The sequence below is a fragment of the Gemmobacter fulvus genome (assembly GCF_018798885.1).
Classification (GTDB): domain Bacteria; phylum Pseudomonadota; class Alphaproteobacteria; order Rhodobacterales; family Rhodobacteraceae; genus Gemmobacter; species Gemmobacter fulvus.
In genome coordinates this window covers 2,110,656-2,131,379 of sequence record NZ_CP076361.1, presented here as the reverse complement: position 1 = coordinate 2,131,379, position 20,724 = coordinate 2,110,656, and the positions used below count along the sequence as shown (strand labels likewise).

At 62.7% G+C, this 20,724-nt stretch carries 18 protein-coding genes; 11 read left to right on the top strand and 7 right to left on the bottom strand.

The features are described from left to right. Window positions 1-104: 104 nt before the first annotated feature. The 4 genes from KM031_RS10300 to KM031_RS10285 all read left to right on the top strand — a co-directional run bounded on the left by KM031_RS10300 (window position 105) and on the right by KM031_RS10285 (window position 5,529). On the top strand, window positions 105-2,495 hold the full coding sequence (locus KM031_RS10300; RefSeq protein ID WP_215504978.1) for a thiamine pyrophosphate-binding protein: 2,391 nt from the start codon (window positions 105-107) through the stop codon (window positions 2,493-2,495). A gap of 76 nt (window positions 2,496-2,571) precedes the next feature. After that, complete coding sequence (locus tag KM031_RS10295) at window positions 2,572-2,874, top strand: SH3 domain-containing protein (RefSeq protein ID WP_215504979.1); 303 nt, start codon at window positions 2,572-2,574, stop codon at window positions 2,872-2,874. A gap of 102 nt (window positions 2,875-2,976) precedes the next feature. After that, window positions 2,977-3,933: an AraC family transcriptional regulator gene (locus KM031_RS10290; protein ID WP_215504980.1), complete on the top strand. Its 957-nt coding sequence runs from the start codon at window positions 2,977-2,979 to the stop codon at window positions 3,931-3,933. A 105-nt stretch (window positions 3,934-4,038) separates the two neighbouring features. After that, window positions 4,039-5,529 (top strand): vWA domain-containing protein, encoded by a 1,491-nt coding sequence (locus KM031_RS10285; protein ID WP_215504981.1) that lies wholly within the window; start codon window positions 4,039-4,041, stop codon window positions 5,527-5,529. A gap of 152 nt (window positions 5,530-5,681) precedes the next feature. Here the strand turns inward: KM031_RS10285 and KM031_RS10280 are convergent, their stop codons facing one another. From KM031_RS10280 to KM031_RS10255, 6 genes are all read right to left on the bottom strand, one after another. Then, window positions 5,682-6,338, bottom strand: a complete 657-nt coding sequence (locus tag KM031_RS10280) for an HAD family hydrolase (RefSeq protein ID WP_215504982.1) — start codon at window positions 6,336-6,338, stop codon at window positions 5,682-5,684. Beyond that, window positions 6,335-8,692: a glycoside hydrolase family 65 protein gene (locus tag KM031_RS10275; protein WP_215504983.1), complete on the bottom strand. Its 2,358-nt coding sequence runs from the start codon at window positions 8,690-8,692 to the stop codon at window positions 6,335-6,337. The genes KM031_RS10280 and KM031_RS10275 overlap by 4 nt, the downstream gene beginning before the upstream one ends. Window positions 8,693-8,734: 42 nt before the next feature. Next, window positions 8,735-9,718 carry a carbohydrate kinase family protein gene (locus KM031_RS10270; protein ID WP_215504984.1) on the bottom strand — a complete coding sequence of 328 codons (984 nt, stop codon included), beginning with the start codon at window positions 9,716-9,718 and terminating at the stop codon, window positions 8,735-8,737. Between the two features lie 207 nt (window positions 9,719-9,925). Beyond that, window positions 9,926-11,044, bottom strand: a complete 1,119-nt coding sequence (locus KM031_RS10265) for a sugar ABC transporter permease (RefSeq protein WP_215504985.1) — start codon at window positions 11,042-11,044, stop codon at window positions 9,926-9,928. Further along, entirely contained in the window at window positions 11,041-12,594 is a 1,554-nt protein-coding gene (locus tag KM031_RS10260) for a sugar ABC transporter ATP-binding protein (RefSeq protein WP_215504986.1), read from the bottom strand. Before KM031_RS10260 ends, KM031_RS10265 begins: the two co-directional genes overlap by 4 nt. A 138-nt stretch (window positions 12,595-12,732) precedes the next feature. After that, the gene (locus KM031_RS10255; protein ID WP_215504987.1) at window positions 12,733-13,788 is read right to left on the bottom strand and encodes a sugar ABC transporter substrate-binding protein; all 1,056 of its coding nucleotides are present in this window, start codon (window positions 13,786-13,788) and stop codon (window positions 12,733-12,735) included. Window positions 13,789-13,940: 152 nt separating this feature from the next. On the opposite strand from KM031_RS10255, the gene KM031_RS10250 reads away from it, so the two are divergent. The 4 genes from KM031_RS10250 (at window position 13,941) to KM031_RS10235 (ending at window position 17,650) form a co-directional block, all read left to right on the top strand. Next, complete coding sequence (locus KM031_RS10250) at window positions 13,941-15,110, top strand: sugar-binding domain-containing protein (RefSeq protein WP_215504988.1); 1,170 nt, start codon at window positions 13,941-13,943, stop codon at window positions 15,108-15,110. Window positions 15,111-15,504: 394 nt separating this feature from the next. Continuing rightward, on the top strand, window positions 15,505-15,960 hold the full coding sequence (locus KM031_RS10245; protein ID WP_215504989.1) for a DUF2924 domain-containing protein: 456 nt from the start codon (window positions 15,505-15,507) through the stop codon (window positions 15,958-15,960). Then, window positions 15,957-17,264 (top strand): recombinase family protein, encoded by a 1,308-nt coding sequence (locus KM031_RS10240; protein ID WP_215504990.1) that lies wholly within the window; start codon window positions 15,957-15,959, stop codon window positions 17,262-17,264. Before KM031_RS10245 ends, KM031_RS10240 begins: the two co-directional genes overlap by 4 nt. Then, the gene (locus KM031_RS10235) at window positions 17,261-17,650 is read left to right on the top strand and encodes a ParB/RepB/Spo0J family partition protein (protein WP_215504991.1); all 390 of its coding nucleotides are present in this window, start codon (window positions 17,261-17,263) and stop codon (window positions 17,648-17,650) included. Before KM031_RS10240 ends, KM031_RS10235 begins: the two co-directional genes overlap by 4 nt. A 142-nt stretch (window positions 17,651-17,792) precedes the next feature. Here KM031_RS10235 and KM031_RS10230 read toward each other — a convergent pair. Continuing rightward, window positions 17,793-18,580 (bottom strand): IS5 family transposase gene (locus KM031_RS10230; protein WP_260691898.1). Its coding sequence is split into 2 segments (ribosomal slippage): window positions 17,793-18,241 and window positions 18,241-18,580, totalling 789 coding nucleotides; the frame shifts between segments, so codons are not numbered across the junction. 169 nt (window positions 18,581-18,749) lie between these two features. Here KM031_RS10230 and KM031_RS10225 point away from each other — a divergent pair. The 3 genes from KM031_RS10225 (at window position 18,750) to KM031_RS10215 (ending at window position 20,724) form a co-directional block, all read left to right on the top strand. Next, window positions 18,750-19,142, top strand: coding sequence for a hypothetical protein (locus KM031_RS10225; protein ID WP_215505742.1), 393 nt, complete (start codon window positions 18,750-18,752; stop codon window positions 19,140-19,142). Further along, on the top strand, window positions 19,139-19,552 hold the full coding sequence (locus tag KM031_RS10220; protein WP_215505743.1) for a hypothetical protein: 414 nt from the start codon (window positions 19,139-19,141) through the stop codon (window positions 19,550-19,552). The genes KM031_RS10225 and KM031_RS10220 overlap by 4 nt, the downstream gene beginning before the upstream one ends. Before the next feature lie 65 nt (window positions 19,553-19,617). Further along, a complete protein-coding gene (locus KM031_RS10215) occupies window positions 19,618-20,724 on the top strand; it encodes a helix-turn-helix domain-containing protein (RefSeq protein WP_215505744.1) in 1,107 nt (368 codons plus the stop codon).

The window sequence follows — 20,724 nt, the reverse complement described above, 5'->3', positions numbered from 1 at the left end:
ATCTGGAACAGACTTACCGATCTTTCGGCCCTTCAAGCCATCATAGATCGGACTTTCCGCAGTTCGGCCCGCATTTTTTCCGCATCAGATTACAGGGGAATGCCATGTCGGACGCCACGCCCGCAACCTTCCATCTCAAGACGGTCGAGCAGCGCCTGCTCTGGCTGTCGCATTGGATGATCCACAACGCCAACCACCTCCGCCCCAAGGCGGATGGCATCAAGGTTGGCGGGCATCAGGCCAGCTCGGCCTCGATGGTCTCGATCCTGACGGCGCTGTATTTCTCGGCGCTGCGCCCGCAGGACCGGGTGGCAGTGAAGCCTCATGCCGGGCCGGTGTTTCACGCGATGCACTATCTGATGGGCACGCTGCCCCGCGAAAAGCTGGAGAATTTCCGGGGCTACGGCGGGGTGCAAAGCTATCCCTCGCGCACGAAGGACGTGGATGATGTGGATTTTTCCACAGGCTCCGTGGGGCTGGGCGTCGCCATCACCTCGTTCGCATCGCTGATCCAGGATTACATCGCCGCAAAACCCTGGGCGCAAACGCCGGGCATGGGGCGGATGATTGCCCTGATGGGCGATGCCGAACTGGATGAGGGCAATATCTATGAATGTCTTCAGGAAGGCTGGAAGCACGATCTGCGCAATGTCTGGTGGATCATTGATTACAACCGTCAGTCGCTGGACGGCATCGTGCGCGAGGGGTTGTGGTCACGGATCGAGCAGATCTTTACCGCCTTCGGCTGGGAGGTCGTCCGGGTGAAATATGGGGCGCTGCAACGCGCCGCCTTTGCAGAGCCGGGCGGCGACAAGCTGCGTGACTGGATCGACGCCTGCCCGAACGAGACCTATGCCGCCCTCACCTTTCAGGGCGGAGCGGTCTGGCGCGCGCGGCTGATGGAGGCCCTGGGCGATCAGGGGGATGTGACGCGGCTGATCGAGGCGCGCTCGGACCCGGAGCTGGCGGCGCTGATGGAAAACCTTGGCGGCAACTGCGTCGACACCATGGCGCAGGCCTTCGCCGCGATCACCCATGACCGCCCGACCTGCTTTCTCGCCTATACGATCAAAGGCTGGGCCACGCCGATTGCCGGACACAAGGACAACCATAGCGGCCTGATGACCAAGGCGCAGATGGCCAGCTGGCAGGCGCATATGGGCATTGCCGAAGGGCAGGAATGGGAGCCGATGGCCGGGGTGGCCGATCCCGGTGCCTTCCGCAGCTTTCTGGCGTCGGTGACGTTCTTTGCCGCAGGCCCGCGCAGCCACAGCGACAGCCGCCTGCCCGTGCCCCCTGTCATGATCACCGCTGACCGCGAAATCTCGACCCAGCAGGCCTTTGGCAAGATACTGGACGATCTGGCCCGTGGCAGCAGCGCGCTGGCAGACCGCATCGTCACCACCTCGCCGGATGTGACGGGCACCACCGGCCTCGGGCCCTGGGTGAACCGCCGCAAGCTTTTTGCCCGCCATGCCCGGCAGGATGAATTCCGGGCGCAGAACATCCCGTCCACCGCCAAATGGGATTTCGCGCCCGAAGGCCAGCATATCGAGCTGGGCATTGCCGAGATGAACCTGTTCCTGCTGCTTGCCGCCGCCGGGCTGTCACATGCGCTGTTCGGCAAGCGACTGATTCCGGTGGGCACCGTCTATGATCCCTTCATTTGCCGGGGTCTCGATGCGCTCAACTATGCCTGCTATCAGGATGCGCGATTCATCATCGTCGGCACACCGTCGGGCGTGACGCTGGCACCAGAGGGCGGGGCGCATCAATCCATCGGCACGCCGCTGATCGGCATGTCGCAGGATGGCCTCGCCGCATTTGAACCCGCTTTCGCCGACGAGTTGGCGGTGATCCTGGAATGGGCATTTGATTATCTGCAACGCGAGGGCGAAGGCGACCCGGACGAACGCACCTGGCTGCGCGATGAGACAGGCGGCTCTGTCTATCTGCGGCTCAGCACCAACCCGATCGACCAGCCCGGCAAACGCCAGGATGACGCCTTCCGCCAGGGGGCCATCGACGGTGCCTATTGGCTGCGCCCGCCTGGCCCCAATTGCGAGGTGGTGATCGCCTATCAAGGGGCCGTCGCGCCGGAGGCCATACGCGCGGCGGGCCTTCTGGCCGAGGCGCGGCGCGATGTGGGGGTTCTGGCGGTGACATCCGCCGACCGCCTCAATGCCGGCTGGACGGCGGCACAGCGCGCCCGGGCGCGCGGCAACCGTGCGGCATCATCGCATATCGAGCGGCTGCTGGCAGAGATTCCGCGCGACGCCCATCTGGTCACGCTGCTGGATGGCCATCCGGCAACCCTGTCTTGGCTGGGGGCCGTGGCAGGGCACCGGACGATCCCGCTTGGGGTTGAACATTTTGGGCAGACCGGCACGATTGGCGATCTGTACCGGCATTTCGGCATTGATGCCCGCGCCATTGTCGACAAGGTCAATGGCCTGACCTCCGGGCGGCCCGGCTGGACCGCGCCCCAGCCTTAGGGCGCGGCTTCGGGTTGCCGATACCGGCTGCCCCGGCCTACACTCTGGCCGAGGCAGAAAAAATCAGGAGAAATCCATGCGCAAAGTCATCTTTGCCGTATTGGCCGCAGCTGTGGTCGGCACCCTCGGCGCTGCTGCCCCCGCAACGGCGGGACCGGGCCGGTATTACGAGGTCACGGGGGTCGATGAGGACGACATGCTGAAGATGCGCGCCGGGCCGGGCATCGGCTACCGCGTCATTGTCGGGCTGCCCAACGGCACGCTCTTGCGGGTCTATAGCTGTGAACAATCCGGTGGCACGCGCTGGTGCAAGGTCGCGCTGAAACAGGCACGCGGGCTGGAAGGCTATGTGTCCTGGGCCTATCTGCGCGAAAACTGACCAAAGCAGGATCCCTGCACAGGGCACGAGATTCAGGTTGCGCGCTGCGACAAACTGCGCTGCGATGAAATACGGTTTGGACCAAATCCCGAAGGGTTTTCGATGAGCCATTTCATTCTGCGCACGGCAGATTTCGACCAACGCCACCGCGTTGCGGAATTTGAAAGCATGGCCGCCACCGTCTGCAAGCTGGTGATTGAACCGGGCGATACGGCCTATGCCTCCTCGACCTCGATTGCCGTGCTGCCGGGGGCGGTGATCGCCGACACGGTGCATTCCGCCTGCAAGACCCGGCGCACCGCGCTGCTGGCGGCCGAGACCGGCGACAATATCCTGCTGCATGTGCCGCTGACGGGCGGGTTCACAATCCGGCAGGAGCGCGGGGCCGAAGTCACCTGCCAGCCCGGCCAGATCTATCTGGACCCCAGCGAAGTGCCGGGGTTGGCGCAATTCACCCCCGAAAGCAGCCACGTGCTGTATGTTTGCATCCCGCGCGCGGCGCTGCTGGCGGCCGATCCGGGCTTCAACCCCGCCCTGCGGCAGATCACCCAGACCACGCCGCAATGGCGGTTGCTGATCGCCTATGCGCGGTCGCTGCATGCCGAAGCGGGGGATCTGCCGCCTGATCAGTTGCAACTCTGCGCCGTGCATCTACAGGATCTGCTGATCCTGGCCCTGGGGGCCGAGCGTGAGGCGGCGCAGATCGCACAGGGGCGTGGCGCAAGGGCGGCCCGGCTGAAGGCAATCAAGGCCGATATCGAGGCCCATCTGACGCAAGCGGAGCTGACTGCGGGTTGGATCTCGTCCCGGCACGGCATTTCCGACCGCTATCTTCGCAGCCTCTTCGCACAGGATGGCACCTCATTTTCCGACTATGTGGCGGGGCGGCGGCTGATGAGGGTGCATCGGCAACTGACCGATCCGCGCCATGCCGGGCACTCCATCAGCCAGATCGCTCTGGATGCGGGCTTTGGTGACATTTCCTGGTTCAACGCCCGGTTCCGCGCCGCCTTTGGCACAACGCCGTCCGAGGTGCGGGCCGGCGGTCTGTGCCGCTGACCCCTGCCGCTGTTCCGCCTGCCCCAAGATCGGCCTTCGCCGTTCCGTCATAGTCGCCGGGCGCAACAGGTGGGGTGAACGATGCGGAATGGCTGGCGGGCAGGAATGATGGCAGCAGCGCTGACGGCAGCCGGGCCAGTGCAGGCCGAAACCCCGGCGACGATCATCGTCATGGACGGATCAGGCTCCATGTGGGGCCAGATCGATGGGCGGCCCAAGCTGGAGATTGCGCGCGAAACCGTGGCCGGGGTGCTGACACAGATCCCGGCAGAACAGGAACTGGGCCTTCTGGCCTATGGCCACCGTGAAAAGGGCAATTGCGGCGACATCGAACTGATGGTGCCGCCCGCGCCGGGCACCGCCGGGCAGATCCGCGATGCGGTGAATGCCATGCGCTTTCTGGGCAAGACCCCGCTGTCCGATGCCGTGCGGCAGGCCGCCGAAGCACTGCGCTCCGGTGAAGAGGCGGCCACAGTGGTGCTGGTGACCGACGGGTTGGAGACCTGCGCCGCCGATCCCTGCGCCCTCGGGCAAGAGCTGGAAGCCGCAGGTCTGAACTTCACCGCGCATGTCATCGGCTTTGGCCTGTCAGAGGCCGAGGGCGCGCAGGTGTCCTGTCTGGCCGACACCACGGGCGGGCGGTATTTCGAGGCAGCCAATGCCAATGATCTGGCCGAAGCCCTGCGCGCAACGGTGACTGCGCCCCCCTCGCCGCCCGTGCCGCCCAAACCGCGCCGGTATTTCCCCGGTGCGCCGATGATGGCGGCCATCGCATTGGCCCCGACCGGCGGCACAACCGGCGCGCCCGCAGGCATGCCAGCCGCCTTCGCCTTTCCCCCAGATGGAACCGCAGAGCAGTGCAATGCCCTCTGCGCGGGCGACGCCCTCTGCGCCGCCTGGCGTTATGATCCCGGTGCCACGGCACAATGCACCGGCTTTGGTGCATCGACCGAAATGGATTACACCACGCAGGGGCTGGGCGACGGCTGGGCCTCGGGCATCAAGGACGGGGTGCTGATGCTGGTGCGGCCCTATGTGCCGCAGGAACCCTTGCCCGAAGCCACGCTGGACGCACCCGAAACCGCGCCGATCGGCCAATCCGTCGCCGTCGGCTGGACCGGACCGGCAGCAGAGCTGGACACAATCGAGATCGGGCTTCCCGGTGACGGCGAACGCTGGACCTGGGCCTATGTGGCGAATGGCAACCCGGTCAGCCTGTTGATGCCGGGCGAGCCGGGTAACTATGAGCTGCGCTACAGGTTCCGCGACCATACGGTGATAGCCACACGCGCCATCGTGGCCACAGACGCGCCGGTGACGATGACGGCCCCGGCGCAGGTGCGGGCAGGCAGCGAGATGTCCATCACATGGATCGGGCCGAACGCCCCGCAGGACAATATCCAGATCGCCGAGGCGGGCAGCGACAGCTATATCTCCTATGCCTATGTCAACGCAGGCAATCCGCTGACGATGACGGCCCCGGATACGCCCGGGCAATATGAGCTGCGCTACAAACTGTCGGATACCGAGGTGATCGCCACCCGCCCGCTGGAAGTCCTGCCCCCCGACGCCCCGCTGCCCGGTGCAAACCCCTAGGCAACCGGCGCGTTGGGGGCGACACCTCTGGCAAGGGCAGGTGACAGAGGGGGGCGGACCGTGCAACAGGCCCTGCCCCTGATCGACCCCGCGATGCTGCACCAACGCCTGCGGCTGGTGCAGCATCGCCGCGACGACCCTGATGGATACGCTCATTTCCCCATGAGTTGCTCAATATCACAGAGCTTCAGTCGCGAAAGGCTCTCGACGATCAGGTCAGCCCCCGCAAGGCGTTCGGTCTGCCCCGTGCGGTCGATCCCGATGCAGAGGAAGCCCCCGGCCTTGGCGGCGGCAACCCCGGAGATCGCGTCCTCAATCACCACGCAGGCCTCCGGCGGCAGCCCCAGCCGCTTTGCGGCCAGCAGGAAGATGTCGGGATGCGGTTTCCCGTTTGACACATCATCGCCCCCGACGATGGCGGCGAACTTGTCGGCGATCCCGGCCTTTTCCAGCACGAGACGCGCGTTTCGGCTGCTGGAGGCGGTTGCCAGCACCAGCCCCTCGGCGCGGCAGGCACGCAGGAAATTGAGCGTGTCGGCAAAGACCTCGAACTGTCCCTGCTCGATCTGCTTGAGGAAATACGCATCCTTGCGTGAAGCGGCTGCACTGACCCGGTCGGGCGTGGCATCCACCATCACCGCCTGCGCCCCGTCGAACCTGCGGCGCCCGTCCACCCTGTCATGATAGACCCGTTCGTCAAAGGCATAGCCCTCTTCCGCGAACATCTGCTTCCACGCGGCGAAATGGGCGGGCACGGTATCGGCAATCACGCCGTCCAGATCAAAGATAACACCTCTCAGCAGAGTCACGACGCAGTCTCCGGGCACAGGGAAGCCGTGACGATGCGCCCGGCCTCGAGAATGATTTCCTGGTTTTCGACGAGGATGGGCACCCAGGTGACGGGGCCGGTTTCCAGCAGGAAGGAGGCCTGTTCGCGGCCAATGCGCAGCTGAATCCTGCTGCCCTGCCAGAACAGGCAGAACTGAAGCTCGCTCCAGCCGGGAGGCAGCCAAGGCCGAAAGCTCATCCGCGCATTTCGCACACGGAACCCGCCAAAGCCGAAGACCAGCGCCTGCCAGGTGCCGCCCGCCGAGGCGATATGAATCCCGTCCTGAGTATTGCCCTGATTGTCGAGCAGATCGACAAGGGCAGACCGGCGGAAATATTGCAGCGCCCGCGCCCTGTCGCCCACCTCGACTCCCATGATCGAATGGATCGCCGGGCTGAGCGAGGATTTGTGCAGGGTGCGCGGCTCGTAATGCGCATAGTTGACGCGCTTGGCCTCGTCGCTGAATTCGTCAGGCAGCACATACATCAGCATCACAACATCGGGCTGCTTCAGCAGCCTGGTCTCGCCTGCGTTGAAATGGTCATAGCCCGCGGGATAGCAGGGCATGTCATTGCCATCCCATTCCGTCACCGGAACGTCCTTGAGGGCAAAATACCCCTCGAACTGCTCGATCAGGCCGCTGCCCGCATCGAAGGGGATCAGGATCCGCCCGGCAGCCTCGCGCCACTGCGCGGCCTCGCCGGGCAGTAGGCCAATGCGGTGCGCCAATGCCGCGAGGGCCTCGGGGGCCTTCCGCGCCAGATCGTCATGGATGCGCGCGGCCTGCACGAGGTGCCACTGCGCCATGCGGTTGGTGAAGGCATTGTTGTCGACATGTTCGTGAAACTCATCCGGGCCAATCACCCGGCGCAACACCAACCTGTCGCTCGCAGTGTCCTCATCAAGACGCGAGAGCCAGAACCGGCTGGTTTCAAACAGGATTTCGGCACCATAGTCCGTGAGGAACGCGGTGTCGCCCGTAGCGGCGACATAAGTCAGCACCCCATAGGCCACATCGGCGGTGACGTGGATCTCTTCCTCCCCCGTCCAGATGCGGTGCCGTCCGTCCGCTGTCCATTTCGGTGTGGTTTCGTGCCCGGTATCGGCGGATTCCCATGCGAACTGCGCGCCGGAAAACCCGTTCGCCCTTGCATTGTCCCGTGCGCCGTCCAGCGTGTGGTAACGATACATCAGCAGGGCCTTCGCGGCCTCTGGCTGGGTATAGATGTAGAAGGGCAGCAGGAAGATTTCGCTGTCCCAGAACACATGACCGCGATAGCCCTCGCCCGAAAGCGACTTGGCGCCGATGCTGACCTTGGGGTCTGCGGGGTTTGCGGTGATCAGCAGGTGATAGATGTTGAAGCGCGCCGCCTGCGTCATCGCCGCATCGCCGTGAATGACGATATCACTCGCCTCCCACTTGCGGCCCCATGCGGCGGCATTGGCGGCAAGGGCAGCCTCGAACCCGGAGGCCAGATGGCCCGCCAGCTCCTCCTGACAGCGCGCCGCGATGCCAGAGGCCGGGGTTTCGCGAGAAGTGTGGATCGTGACGAACTTGTCCACCGACAGAGTCACCCCGACCGGGATCAGGAACTCCTGCCGTTCGGCCACGCGCGTGGCGTGTCGCTCGACCGTGTTGCGCAGCGGCGGCACCGAGGGAAGCAGCGTGGACGCAAGGCCGATCGCTATGCCGCTGTCGATCGTGCGCATTTCCAGATACAGGCTGTCCTGATCACAAGTGGCCATGACCGGCGCAAGATGCAGCGACTTTGCCCATTTGTCCCATTTCACTTCGGGCGGAAAGACCGGCGTTCCGGCATAGGCAGGCAGAAGATCCAGATTGCTGCGGCGGCCCTCCAGCGCGCTTTCGATCACCACCGGGCCGCCGTGGTTTTCCGGTGTGACGGCCAGCCGCAGGACACAGAGATGCGGATCGGCAAAGCTGGCGAAGCGCAGCGTTTCAAGTCGGGTGCGCCGGCCCTGCGGGTCTTCGAACACCGTCTCGCGCCACAGCACGCCCTGCCGCAGATCCAGCGCCCTCTGGTGCGACAGCACCTTGCAGCCCTGCACATCCAGCCGGATGCCATGGACATAGACCGCAAGCGGCAGCCAGTCCGGCGCATTCACGAGATCAATGACCGAAGCGTCATGCGCGTCGAAGACGCCGTTCAGATAGGTGCCGGAATACTCGCCCCGGAACCCCTCTTCCAGTGTGCCGCGGGTGCCGAGATAACCGTTGCCGAGGGTGAACAGCGTCTCGAAAACATTCGCCTTGCCGATGTCGAACCCGCTTTCGCAGACACACCATTCCTGCCCATTCAAATGATGGCGCATCGTTCGTCTCCAGTTCTGAAGGTCATGCCCTGAAAGGGCGCGTCAGGCGCCGTAGGTTTCGGCGATCTGCCGATCCGTCTCTTCCAGGGATTTGTAGATTGCGATCTGCGAACTGACGCAGCGCTGCGCGCCAACCGCATTGCCGTATTGGCAGGCCTTCACAAAATCGCGGTGCCGCAGATACCCGAAGGCCAGCCCGCCGGCGAAGGAATCGCCGCAACCCGTGGTATCCACCACTTTCTCGACCGGCACCCGCTTCACCACATATTCGCGGATCGCCCCGCTTTCATCGCGGAAGTAGACCACGCATCCATGCTGGTCGAGCGTGACGCAGAGCGCCTTCACGCCACGGTCAAGGCAGTGTTTTGCAAAGCGCGGCAGATCGTCCATGGCCAGCTGCTCGACATCGCGCAGATCCTCGGCCGAATATTCCGCGTCGAACCAACTGCAAGCCGCTTCCTCGAGGTTCATCTTGAGAATGTCGATATAGGGCAGCCAGCTGTCGCGGTCGGCCCAGAAGCGGTGATGCCGCTCGCCGCTGCGCGTCAGGCAGCTGGTCGGGCCGTGCGCATCAAGGATCGTCACGCCCTTGCTGTTCTGCTTGATGTATTTCAGCGTCGCCCGGCTCACCTGATAATCGGTGATCGGCACACAGACAAAGGCATCGGCATCCAGCACAGAGGCCAGATCTTCGGGCAGGATCGGGTCCATGAAGCCGGTCTGGCGTTCGAGCCGCCGATTCTGGTCAAGATAGGTCAGCTGGACAACGTCGCCCTGATCCAGCTCGGAGGTGATGCCCTTCAGGTCGACATTTGGAAACTGTCCCAGCAGTTCCTTTACCGGGCCTTCGTCGCGCTTGCGGACATGGCAGATCGGGTGCACCTCTCCGCTGTCGCCCAGCAGGGCCGAAAGCGCTGCCGCAGTATAGCTGGCGCAACCATATTTCTCGAAATTTTCGCCCTGATGGGTCACGATACGGTCGCGCGGGATCGGGCCCAGAACCGCAATTTTCAAACGTTTCGACACGTCACAAAACTCTTCATGTTGTGGCGGCGGCGCCGCGGCGACCTGAGAAAACCAGACTTCGGGCGGGCAAAGACTATCCGATGACAGGCTGCCCCTCATACCCCCTGTGTGCCCTTGAAAGCGCTGTCCGCAGGGGTGGGTGCCCGTCTGATCCAGGGCTGGGTGCCCGCCGCGCGAGGGAGTGACACGCGGCGGGCGGTAGTCCGACTATTTGCGTTTCTGCAGGACGTCGAACCAGACTGCGAGGATGATGATGAACCCCTTGATGATCAGCTGGTAGAAGGCCGAGACGCCCAGAAGGCTCATCCCGTTGTTCAGCACGCCGATGATCAGTGCGCCGATCACGGTTCCCCCGATGGTGCCCGATCCGCCCGCCAGGCTGGTGCCGCCGATGACCACGGCCGCGATGGCGTCCAGTTCGAACATCGTGCCGAGGTTGGGCGACGCGCCGTTCAGCCGCGAGGCCAGAAGGATCCCGGCAAGCGCCGAAAGCGTCGAGACGATGATGTAGACGATCAGCTTGGTCCGGTAGACATCAATCCCCGACAGGCGCGCCGCGTCCTCGTTGCCGCCCAGGGCGTAAAGACGGCGGCCAAAGCGGGTCTGTCCCAGCACATAGATCCCGGCCCCGGCAATGGCGACAAAGATCGCAACCGGAACAGGAATGCCGTTGTAGCTGCCGAAGATATAGAGCGACAGCGCCCCGCCCGCCCCTGTCAGGATCAGGTTCGAGATGACCTGCACCTTGTCGACCTGACCGCCGACGGCCCGCGCCCGCATCACGCCGCGCAGGGTGGACAGCAGCACCAGACCGATGGCCGCTGCGATCAGGATGACCGAGATCATGGGCGGGATATAGGCCCCGCCGATCAGCGGGAAGGTCGTGTCGGTCACCGGCACCGCGCTGCCGTCCGAGATGGTCAGCGCAAGCCCGCGCGCGATGGTCAGCATCCCCAGCGTAATGATGAAGGGGGGAATCTTGTAATGCGCGATCCAGAACCCGTTCCATCCCCCGATCACGACACCGGCCAGCGAGAGCGTGAGAATGATGGAGATCCAGACGTTCACGTCATTCTGCATCAGGATGGTCACGACCACTGCCGCAAGACCGGCGACACTGCCGACCGACAGGTCGATCCCCGAGATCAGGATGACCATGGTCATGCCGACCGCGATGATGCCGATGATGGTCACCTGCCGCGCCAGATTGCTGAGGTTGCGGGCGGTAAAGAACGAATCGTCCGCGAACCCCATTCCCAAAGCCAGAACAACCAGCGCGATCAGCGTTGCATTCTTCTTGATGAAACTTAATGCGGCACTGTTCATCTGCCGTTCCCTCCCTTCACGCTTCCCGTCGCGTATTCCATGATTGCTTCCTTTGTCGCGGTGTCACGGTTGAACTCCGAGACGATCCTCCCTTCGGCCATGACCAGAATCCGGTCGCTGATCCCCAACACCTCGGGCAGCTCGGACGAGATCACGATGACCGCGACGCCCTCTTCAGCCAGGCTGTGCAGCAGTTTGTAGATTTCGACCTTGGCACCGATGTCGATGCCGCGTGTCGGTTCATCCAGGATGAAAACCTTGGGTTTGGCGTTCAGCCATTTGCCAAGGATCACCTTCTGCTGGTTGCCGCCCGACAGCGTGCCGATGATCGTGTTGATGCTGGGCGCCTTGACCCCCAGCTTCTTGACGTAATCCGTCACCAGCTCCTGCTCACGCGCGTGGTTGATCACGCCCAGAAGCTTCGAGCTGATGGTTTCCAGCGAACTGATCGTGGTGTTGAAGCTGATCGGTTCGCTGAGGAACAGGCCAAGGGCCTTGCGGTCCTCGGTCAGCAGCGCGATCCCCTGATCAATGGCTTCGCGCGGTGAGCGGATGGTGATCTTCTTGCCGTCCAGCCAGACTTCGCCCCGGCTCATGCCCGGATAGGCGCCGAAGATGCCGCCCACCAGTTCGGTGCGGCCCGCTCCCATCAGCCCGGAAATCCCCAGAATCTCGCCCGCATAGGCGCTGAACGAGGTTTTCTTGACCCGCTTTTCGTTCGGAAGGGTCGGGTGATCGACTTCAAGGTCACGTACTTCAAGGATCTTGCGCCCGGGTTTCGCCACGCGCTTGGGAAACATGTCCTTGATGTCGCGCCCGACCATCCGGCTGATGATCTGATCCAGCGTGATTTCAGAGATCGGGGTCACATCGCCGATGGTCTGGCCGTCGCGCAGCACGACGATCCTGTCGGCAACCTGCTGGATTTCCTCCATCTTGTGCGAGATGTAGCACATGCAGACGCCATCCGCCTTCAGCTTGCGGATGATGCGGAAGAGGTCGGCCACCTCCTTGTCGGTCAGGGCCGATGTCGGCTCGTCCAGCACCAGGATGCGCGCATTCTTGGACAGGGCCTTGGCAATCTCGACCATCTGCTGCTTGCCGACGGTGATGCTGGACACCTTGTCGGTGGGCTGAAAGTCACGGATGCCCAACTCGTCCAGCAAAAGCTTCGTCTCGTGATTCAACCGCACCCAGTCGATCCGCCCGAGGGCATCGGTGAACTGCCGGTCGAGAAAGATGTTCTCGGCCACCGTCATCTCGGGGATCAGGTTCAACTCCTGATAGATGATGGCGATGCCCGCCTCTTCGGCCTGCCGGGTGCCGGAAAAGGTTTTCTTCTGCCCGTTGACATAGATGTCGCCGGTATAGGTCGGATAGGGCCAAACCCCCGACAGCACCTTCATCAGGGTGGATTTGCCCGCGCCATTCTCGCCCATCAGGGCCAGCAACTCACCTGCACGCGCCTCGAAGTTCACATGGCTGAGTGCTTTGACCCCCGGAAACTCCTTGGTGATATCTACCATTTTCAGAACGATTTCATTCGCCATCGCACCAGCGACCTCCGTGCTTGCGCCCCGGGCGACTGGCGACCGGCTGCGCTATCTGGGAAATTTCGGAAAAGCGCCGCGCCCGTGGCGTTGCCTTGGGCGCGGCTGCAGGTCCGCAGACCTTGTCAGGCCCGCGGTCTACTTCGCGTAGACCTGCTCGCTGGTGTAATAGCCGCCGGCGACGACGGTGCTGTCCACATTGTCCCGTGCCACCAGCACAACCGGCGTCACGACCGTGGGCACATCCACCATGCCGTTGTTGATGATCCGGTCCGCCTTGATCGCCTCGGTCGTGGGCGTGTCGGGGTTGGAGGCCAGATCAAAGGCGATCTGTGCGGCGGTTTCGGCCAGCGGCTCGATCTTCTTCCAGATCTCGACGGCCTGCTTGCCCTGCGCGACGAACTGGATATTCACCAGATCGGCATCCGAACCCGCGACAAAGACCTTGTCCGCGCTGGCAAGGCCCTGCGCATCCAGCGCCGCGATCACGCCGCGCGCCATGCCGCTGTTGTTGCAGATGAAGGCATCTACGCCATTGCTGTATTTGGTCAGGACGTTCTCGGTCGTGGCCATGGCCTTTTCCGAAGACCACCCCTCATGTGCCTGTTCGGCCACCAGTTCCAGCCCGGGATTCGCCTTGATGATCTCCAGCGCGCCGCTGGACATGGCGATGGCGTTGGAATCGCCCGGCTGGCCCATGATCAGCGCCACCTTGCCTTCGACCTTGCCGCCCTTGTGGGCCTTGAACCATTCGACCATGGCCTCGCCCTGCAGCTTGCCCACGGCCCAGCTGTCCTGCATGACCATCGCGTCGAGCGGGCCGTTGGTCAGCATGGAATCGTATCCCACGACCTTGACGCCCTCGGCATTCGCCATCGACACCATGGCACCCGCAGTGCCGGTGTTGACCGGCTGCATGACGATGACCTGTGCGCCCTTCGAGATCATGTTCTCGAATTTCGCCAGCTGCTGCTGTTCGTCATTGTTCGCGGAATCGAAGATCACTTCGGCGCCCAGAGCCTCAGCCTTGGCGGTGAAGACAGCCTTGTCCAGCTGATAGCGTTCTTCCTCCATTGTCTTCAGCAGAAAGCCGATCTTGACAGTGGCAGCCGCAACGCGGCGCGGCGACAGAAGCCCCGCAACCAGAATGGCAGCCGTGGTGGATTGCAGCAATGCACGTCGTGTCAGACTCATAATATCCCCTCCCTTGGACATCGTTCGGGACTGCGGCTGTGCGGCACTCCCGGGTTTTCGCTCCCCTGAAAACGCTAATCGGGACGCCGCCGTCTTGCCATGATAATAACAATTCGGCATAAATATGCAGAACCTCGACAGCAGGAGCGGACATGCGGTCAGATCAGCAGACGCCGACAAGTGCGCGCGACATTCAGGCGCTTCAGGCGGCCTATCTGCGGGCGCGCCACGGCCTGTCGCAGGATGAAATCCGTCTGCACCTCGGGAATGTGTCTCAATCGCATGTCTCGCGCCTTCTGGCCCATGCCACAGAAAAGGGCTGGCTGGAGATCGAGCTGCGTTTCAACGACCGTGACCTTTCACCCGAAGTCATGCGTGAACTTCATCAACTGCTGGAGCCACGAAAACTCGCCGAGGGGCTGCGGAAGCTGGCGCAGGCCAGTGGCGGCTTCGCACCGGAGGTGCGGGTTTTCGACAGCGGCAGCGATTCTCCCACGGCGGGGGCCTTCGACCTGCGGTCCCGCCGCATCGGCCGCTCGGCTGCGGGGCGGCTGACCGAGCTGCTGCACCGCTCCTCCATCGTCGGGGTCACTTGGGGGCGCACCGTCGGGGCACTTGTCGACGGGCTGGAATATGCCGGGCGCGGGTTGCGCAAGGACCGCTCGCTCCTGTTCGTGCCGGTCACTGCCGAACTTGTCACACTGGCCCTGCCAGACCATTCCTCGACCCTTCTGGCCGACCGGCTGAACAACAGTGTGGGGAGCGGAAGCGAAGAAAGGCTGCTTCTGGGCGGTGTGCCCGCCTTCATCCCACGGCGCTATGACGAGGCGAAAACCCAGGCCATCCGCGAATATGTGCATGATGCGGCATCTTATCACCGCATCTTCGTCGGCGAAAATGCCCTGATCCGGCAGATGGACATGATCATCACCAGTGTCGGCTCATCTGACCGCCCGCTTGGCGGGGCGCAAAGCGAGCTGGTCTCCGCAGGCGACATCTCTGCCGCTGAACTTCAGTCCCTGATTGCCGGCGATGTCGGTGGCGTGCTCATCCCCAAGTCAGGTCTGTCGGCGCGGGATACGGCGCTGCTGGCCGAAATCAACGCGATGTGGACCGGCATCACGATGGAACACCTGTCCTGGCTGGCGCGCAAAGCGGCACAGAACGGCACCCCCGGCGTGGTGGTCATCGCTATCGGGCGTGAACGGGCCGAGGTGATCTACGAGATGATGTCCCATCAACTGGTCAACCAACTGATCATCGACTGGGATCTTGCCAGGGCGCTTGAAGCAAGAATGCCTTTCGCGCAGCACAGGCCCTAGATCCGGTCAAACGCGCCTTGTTGGCCGCTGCTGCCTTGGATTTCAGCATCCCGGCATCTGTGCGGAACGTTCGCGCAGACATCCTGATCCTGGCGGTTCCCCGCGCCCATAGCGCCACCGCGCCAAGCCAACACAGGATTCAGGTCTCAGGCGGATGCGCATCGGTGGACACAGCCGTTCCCGCCAGACGCGTCTCAGAGTGCCTCGCGCACTTTCCGCAACAGGACCGCACAATCAGACCAGCGGATCAAACACCTACTGAACCGATGGCGCTTGGCCTGATCCGGCTGCGGATGCAAGTACGGGGTGAATTCTCTGACCAGACTGGAGAAAGTTGCCTACACTGTCTGCCCGACCAATGCCTTCATGCAACTCCAAGCCACCGGAGAGACGCATGACGAAGTCCGATCCCATCCCGAAGCGCCTGGCCGCGCTGAAGACGACCACCACGCCCGACCTGAAGGCGCAGTGGCGCGACCTGTTCGAAACCGAACCGCCGCCCTTCAACCGCCGCTACCTGGAAAGCCGCCTCGCCTACCGCATCCAGGAACTGGCCTATGGCGGGCTGAAGCCAGAAACCATCAAACGGCTGGAAGCCTTGGGCGAGCAGCTTGACGGGGGCAACATCACGACGCGCCGGATCCGCGCTGATCGCGACCGCCCCATCACCGGCACCCGGCTGCTGCGCGAATGGCAGGGGGTCGAACAGATCGTCACCGTGACCCAAGGTGGTTTCGAATGGCAGGGGCGGCCATACCAGTCGCTTTCTGCCATCGCGCGCGCCATCACCGGCACACGTTGGAACGGCTGGGTCTTCTTTGGGCTGAAGAACCATCGGAGGACGGCATGAACAAACCTGTCGTCCGCAAGCTGCGCTGCGCGGTCTATACCCGCAAATCCTCCGAAGAAGGGCTGGAGCAGGAGTTCAACAGCCTGCACGCTCAGCGCGAGGCCTGCGAATCCTACATCGCCAGCCAAAGGTCCGAAGGCTGGGTGCTGGTTCGCGACCAGTATGACGATGGCGGCATATCCGGCGGCACACTGGAACGCCCCGGCCTGAAGCGGCTGCTGGCCGATATCGAGGATGGGCTGGTCGACGTGGTGGTGGTCTACAAGATCGACCGCTTGTCCCGTTCGCTGATGGACTTCTCGAAGCTGGTCGAGGTGTTCGACCGCAACGGCGTGACCTTCGTTTCCGTCACCCAGTCCTTCAACACCACCACGTCCATGGGGCGGCTTACGCTGAACATCCTGTTGTCCTTCGCCCAGTTTGAACGCGAGGTGACGGCCGAACGCATCCGCGACAAGGTGAAGGCTTCCCGGATGAAGGGCATGTGGATGGGTGGCTGTCCGCCCCTTGGATATGAGGTGAAGGCCCGGAAGCTCGTCGAGAATCCCGCAGATGCCGCGCATGTTCGCTGGGTCTTCGCCCGGTTCATCGAGATCGGATCGGGCACGGTGCTGGCGCGCGAACTTGCCGAGCGGGGCGTCACCACCAGCCGGGGCCACCGGATCGACAAGAAGTTCATCTACCGGATGCTGAACAACCGGGTCTACATCGGCGAGGCTGTTCACAAGGGAACTAGCTATCCCGGCGAGCATTCGGCGATCATCGACCATGAACTTTGGGATGGGGCCCATGCCATCCTTACCGAGAGCCCGAGAAAGCGCGCCGCCCGAACCCGCGCCGACACGCCTGCGCTGCTGCGGGGATTGCTACATGGGCCTGATGGAGCGGCCTTCTCGCCAACCCACACCCGAAAGGGCGGACGGCTTTACCGCTACTATGTCAGTCAAACCGTGCTGAAGCACGGTGCAGGGTCATGCCCGGTCAGCCGCGTTCCCGCAGGTGATATCGAGGCCGTGGTCATCGATCAGATCCGCGCCGTGTTCCGCCAGCCTGAGATTGTGGCTGGCACAAGGAAAGCGGCGCAGTTGGGGGACGGCGATGCCACCGAAGCCGAGGCGCGCGAGGCATTGACCCGACTTGATCCGCTGTGGGACGAATTATTCCCTGCCGAGCACGCCCGCATCGTAACGCTTCTTGTCGAACGGGTCGACATTGGCATTGACGGTCTGAAAGTGCGGATGCGAATGGACGGGCTAGCTGGGCTTGCCCGCGAAATGCGCGCGGAAGTGGGAGCAGCAGCATGACATGCGCCCGACCGATCCCCGATACCATCACCGTGCATGTCGCGTTCCGTATCGTGAGGCGTGGCGGTCGGAAAGAAATCCAGTTGCCACCGGACATTCCACCGAAACACAAGGCCGACAATGCGCTCGTCAAGGCGCTGGCCCGTGCCTTCCGATGGAGAAATCTCATCGAGTCCGGGGCTTACGGGACCATCGATGAGATTGCCACGGCGGAGAGGATCAACCCTTCTTATGTAAGCCGCGTGCTTCGAATGACCCTACTAGCACCCGACATCATCGAATCTATCGTTGATGGCCGACAGCCCGACAGCCTCACACTTGCGCGGGCGATGCAGGCGTTTCCCGTGGGTTGGGCGGGGCAGCGGGTGGATTTTTGTGGTCCGTAAGGCTTTTCCTGCCCGGAATTGAATCAAAACGACCTGGCGGCATTGCTTGTGCGTCCATCTTGGCAAAAAGTGGGGCAGCGCCAAGAATCCAACAAGCGGGAGAAGTTATGCAGAAGGTGGCTGAGGCCGAAATCACACTAGGTCATGTTGACAAATGGCGGAGCCAGAGGCGGATCGAGGTGATGTCGATGAAGCCCAAGAAGCTCTCTGCGGTTTTGTCGTAGCGGGTGGCGACGCGGCGGGCGTTCTTCAGCTTGTTGAAACAGCGCTCGACGAGGTTGCGCAGCCGATAGAGGGTGCGGTCCACGGCCACGCGCAGCTTGCGGGACTTGCGCATGGGGATCACTGGCACGACGTTGCGTCCCTCCATGGTTTCTCGAAGCTTGTCAGAGTCATAGCCGCGATCTGCCAGCAGGACGCTCGGCTCGGGCAGGTTGTCGTCCATGATGAGGTTGAAGCCCAGATAGTCCGATGTCTGGCCCGGCGTGATGTCCGACCTCATGGGCAGGCCTGCGCCATTGACGCGGAGGTGGATCTTGGTCGTGAAGCCACCTCGCGAACGGCCAAAACCTTGTCGCGGAGTCCCCCTTTAGCGCCCGCTGCCTGATGATGGGCGCGGACCACGGTGCTGTCGATCATCTGCAAGGCCGCAGGAACCACCCCGCTCTCGTTCAAGGCCTCCAGTATCCCTTCCCACAGCCCAGCCAGGGTCCAGCGCCGGAACTGGCGGTAGACAGACGACCACTTGCCGAACTCCTCCGGCAGGTCACGCCACGGAGAACCTGTGCGCGCTATCCAGAAAATCCCATCCAGAACAAGACGATGGTTCATAGGTTTGCGCCCGTTCGGTGCGCGGACGGCCAGGATGAAGCGTTCGTGAAACGCCCATTCATCGTCCGACATCAGGTCTCGTGCCAAGCTGGTCTCCATCGCAGATACCAGCTTGAATCACGTTCAGAGCGCCCCGTGAATCCCTTTTGTCAACACGGCCTACACTCCATCCGACTGCTTCCGCACTTTCCCATTCCCTGCCTATTTTAGAATAGACCCCGCCGTCGAAGCGGTAGGCCAAGCCTATAACACATTCCGGGCCCAACTGATGATCACACGCAACCAGGGCCTGACGAAGACCTACAATCGCTTTCATGCGCGCAGCGAAAACGCCGCCGACATCGCCCGCCTGCGCACGCTACACCATGAAATGGATGTCGCAGTGCTTCGTGCCTATGCGCGTGGCGCCTCATCCGAAGACGATGCGAGGGGCTGGAACGATCTGGCCGACCGCGCCGCACCCGAGTTCATCGATCAGGATGCTGACGAGGGAAAAACGCCCAAGACCCGTCTCGATTGGCCGTCCGACTTCAAGGACGAAGTTCTCGCCCGCCTCCTCGCCCTGAACGCTACCCGCGCCGCCGAAGAACGTGCTGCCGGGTTGGTGGCGGTGGACGATGGGGAGGATGAGGATGCAGAATTGGAAGGAGAGAATGAATGATTATTGTCCTGATTAATTGGCGGATAACTCCAGAAAAGGAGCGTGATTTTATCCAGTTTTGGAGTTCGACACTCAAGCTCAACAACGCAGCAGGCTTGATCGGCGAGTTTCTGAGCAGGGTCGAAGGGCCAGACTTCTTTGAGAAGATCACTTGGCAAATGGAACCGAGCGAACTCGAGAACGACAAGTCACTCTGGAAGTCTGAAACCTACATCTCTTTCGTGAACGTCGGGATGTGGGAGACCCTCGACGATTTTGACCGTGCCGTAGGTTCCAAGATGAACTCCGATCCCATGTCGATGCTGGTATATGAAGCTGCGCCACGTCGGAGGGCCGTTCTCAGCCCATCTGCCTGGAGGATGGGCAGGGCGTCGCTTTCTGGCTCGTCTTCACCGGGCGTGGATGCGTAACCAGATCGCAAGATTTTCTTGCAATCGTCACTTTGCAAGAATACATCAGCGGTCGGAGGTGCCCTATGTCAGCGAATTTCATCGGACCGCGGATCAAGGCGCTACGCGAAGAGCGAAAGCTCAGCCAAGACGATCTGGCGCGCATGTTCGGATTCAAGGATCGGCAAACCGTATCGGCCATCGAGACCGGCGAACGCCGCGTCACGGCCGAGGAACTGGTACTTGCAGTCGAAAAGCTGGGTGCGTCGCTCGACTATTTCACCGATCCCTTCCTGCTGGTCGGCGAAGGCCGGTTTTCATGGAGACAGACCAATGTTGGTCCGCAGCGCCTCGGCGCTTATGAGCGCAACGCCGGTCGCTGGATCGCCGCGTTCCGCTCCATCGCCCCTCACGTGGGACGAGAGGCGCCCCTGCTGCGCCGCGCGCTCGGCCTACACAAGGGCTCGCACTTTGAGGACGCCATGGACGCGGGCGAACGCTTCGTCGCTGAATTCAAGCTTGGCGATATCCCAGCCGTTCGCCTTGCCGAGGTGATGGAGCGTGAACTCGGCATCCTCGTCTTGCACGTCGATGCCTTCGACGGAATTTCCGGCGCGGCCTGCCGCTTGCCCGAACTCGATGTGGTTTTGATAAACCGCCACGAGGTGGTCGGTCGTCGTCATTTCGACCTTGCGCACGAGTTGTTCCACATCCTCACCTGGGACGCGATGCCGCCAGAACATTCGGAAGAGGCGCGCGAGACCGGCGGCAACCGCGTCGAGCAACTGGCTAACAATTTTGCCTCGGCCGTGCTGATGCCCGCTGCGATCCTCGATGGCTTTGGCGATTGGGCGGCAATCCCTGAGCAGGAGCTTCCCGCCCGGCTAAATGCTGCCGCGGATGCGCTACTGGTGACCGCCTCGGCGCTGAAATGGCGGCTCGTTGCGCTCGACCGGCTGAAGCCAGCTGCTGCGCGCGCCGTGCCCGACGCGGCGCTGCGAAACAATGGTCGCAATGATGGACAAGCGGCGACACCGCCGATGTTCTCTAGGCCATTCGCGGAAGTGATCGGTCTTGCTGTTGATCAGGGTCGTATTTCAGCGCGACGGGCAGCGGGGTTATTGGACCAAACGGTTGACGACCTGATTGAACTCTTCGCCACTCATGGCGTGCCAAAGCCAGATGGCTTGTGA

Excerpts from the sequence above, each read along its gene's own strand:
- KM031_RS10240 (WP_215504990.1), top strand. The coding sequence starts at position 15,957 with ATGAACAAACCTGTCGTCCGCAAGCTGCGCTGCGCGGTCTATACCCGC.
- KM031_RS10235 (WP_215504991.1), top strand. The coding sequence starts at position 17,261 with ATGACATGCGCCCGACCGATCCCCGATACCATCACCGTGCATGTCGCG.
- KM031_RS10265 (WP_215504985.1), bottom strand. The coding sequence starts at position 11,044 with ATGAACAGTGCCGCATTAAGTTTCATCAAGAAGAATGCAACGCTGATC.
- KM031_RS10255 (WP_215504987.1), bottom strand. The coding sequence starts at position 13,788 with ATGAGTCTGACACGACGTGCATTGCTGCAATCCACCACGGCTGCCATT.
- KM031_RS10220 (WP_215505743.1), top strand. The coding sequence starts at position 19,139 with ATGATTATTGTCCTGATTAATTGGCGGATAACTCCAGAAAAGGAGCGT.
- KM031_RS10290 (WP_215504980.1), top strand. The coding sequence starts at position 2,977 with ATGAGCCATTTCATTCTGCGCACGGCAGATTTCGACCAACGCCACCGC.
- KM031_RS10250 (WP_215504988.1), top strand. The coding sequence starts at position 13,941 with ATGCGGTCAGATCAGCAGACGCCGACAAGTGCGCGCGACATTCAGGCG.
- KM031_RS10300 (WP_215504978.1), top strand. The coding sequence starts at position 105 with ATGTCGGACGCCACGCCCGCAACCTTCCATCTCAAGACGGTCGAGCAG.
- KM031_RS10295 (WP_215504979.1), top strand. The coding sequence starts at position 2,572 with ATGCGCAAAGTCATCTTTGCCGTATTGGCCGCAGCTGTGGTCGGCACC.
- KM031_RS10225 (WP_215505742.1), top strand. The coding sequence starts at position 18,750 with ATGATCACACGCAACCAGGGCCTGACGAAGACCTACAATCGCTTTCAT.
- KM031_RS10215 (WP_215505744.1), top strand. The coding sequence starts at position 19,618 with ATGTCAGCGAATTTCATCGGACCGCGGATCAAGGCGCTACGCGAAGAG.
- KM031_RS10245 (WP_215504989.1), top strand. The coding sequence starts at position 15,505 with ATGACGAAGTCCGATCCCATCCCGAAGCGCCTGGCCGCGCTGAAGACG.
- KM031_RS10260 (WP_215504986.1), bottom strand. The coding sequence starts at position 12,594 with ATGGCGAATGAAATCGTTCTGAAAATGGTAGATATCACCAAGGAGTTT.
- KM031_RS10285 (WP_215504981.1), top strand. The coding sequence starts at position 4,039 with ATGATGGCAGCAGCGCTGACGGCAGCCGGGCCAGTGCAGGCCGAAACC.
- KM031_RS10275 (WP_215504983.1), bottom strand. The coding sequence starts at position 8,692 with ATGCGCCATCATTTGAATGGGCAGGAATGGTGTGTCTGCGAAAGCGGG.